Origin of the sequence: Psychrobium sp. 1_MG-2023 (assembly GCF_030689115.1) — a bacterium.
Classification (GTDB): Bacteria; Pseudomonadota; Gammaproteobacteria; order Enterobacterales; family Psychrobiaceae; genus Psychrobium.
Genome location: NZ_JAUYVJ010000073.1, coordinates 1 through 1,037, shown reverse-complemented (window position 1 = coordinate 1,037; position 1,037 = coordinate 1). Strand labels below are relative to the sequence as shown.

The window sequence follows — 1,037 nt, the reverse complement described above, 5'->3', positions numbered from 1 at the left end:
TCTCAAGTGGATAAATAGTGAGGTTATTATTCTAAAAGCCCATTAGCATTGGTAGGTGGGGTTAATTGACCGCTTACTGTTATTCTTGCTGTTTCTTCTACTGACAGCCCTAATTCGATCAGGCGGCTTGCTCCCTCGCGCCTAAGGTCGTGATAACGTAGATCTGATATACCTAACCTTCTTCTTGTCGCTCGAAATCCAGCAGTGATTGACCTTGATTTGAAAGGAAATATTCGCTCATTCATTTTGGGTTGCCGCAACAGTATTTCTAGTGACTCACCGAGTAGAGGTAAAACCGAGTGATTACCCATTGAGCCATTAGGGCTCTTTCTATCTCTCACTGTAATGGTGCGCTGTGCTTCATTGATGTCATTCCACCTTAAATTACATACCTCACCAACTCGGCAACAAGTAAGTAGTGATATTAAAAAAATATCATGGTAGGGCATGATGCATGCGTGATGTGATTCCTTCTTTTTGAGTGCCGTTAGTAACTGTTGGAGTTCATCGCCCTGTAATCTTCTTTCTCTTCTCGATGATCGAGCAATAAGTTTTAAATCATGTAAGGCAGGATAGGCTGCAATAACACTTCGGTCATCGACGTTGACATTAAACATAGATTTAGCTACACGCATTACTTTACGAAGACAGCTTATATCGACAGCTAGGGTTTGAGGGGATGGTCTTGATGCATTCTTTTGTCGTTCTAAACAGAAATCAACAATATCGGCAGAACTGATCCGAGTAACAAGAAGCTGAGCTATCGACTGCTGCTGAATTTGCCTTAATGTATACACTGCTGTTCTTCCCATTGGTCTTTCCGATTTTTGCTTTCGATCAATATAAAGGGATATAAGCTTGTCTAGCGTACAATCGATTAAATCAAAAGGCTCGTTGGAAAGGTTCTTTTCAACCTTATGAACCGTTTCTCTTGCCCACTTTGTGGCTGCTACCTTCGAGTTGTAAACGCGCAACTAACCCGTTGTGCCTAGCCTGACGTGTAATCGAGCTGCACATTCCACGGCATGAGTGCCGTT

The 1,037-nt window shown here is 42.4% G+C and carries 1 protein-coding gene; it reads right to left on the bottom strand.

Annotated elements, in window-relative coordinates; translation table 11 throughout:
- Window positions 1-26 precede the first annotated feature (26 nt).
- The gene (locus Q8W26_RS17805) at window positions 27-812 is read right to left on the bottom strand and encodes a site-specific integrase (RefSeq protein WP_305473881.1); all 786 of its coding nucleotides are present in this window, start codon (window positions 810-812) and stop codon (window positions 27-29) included.
- Window positions 813-1,037: the final 225 nt, after the last annotated feature.

What these genes read in the sequence shown, in the direction of transcription:
- Q8W26_RS17805 (WP_305473881.1), bottom strand. Translation starts at nt 812, where the DNA reads ATGGGAAGAACAGCAGTGTATACATTAAGGCAAATTCAGCAGCAGTCG.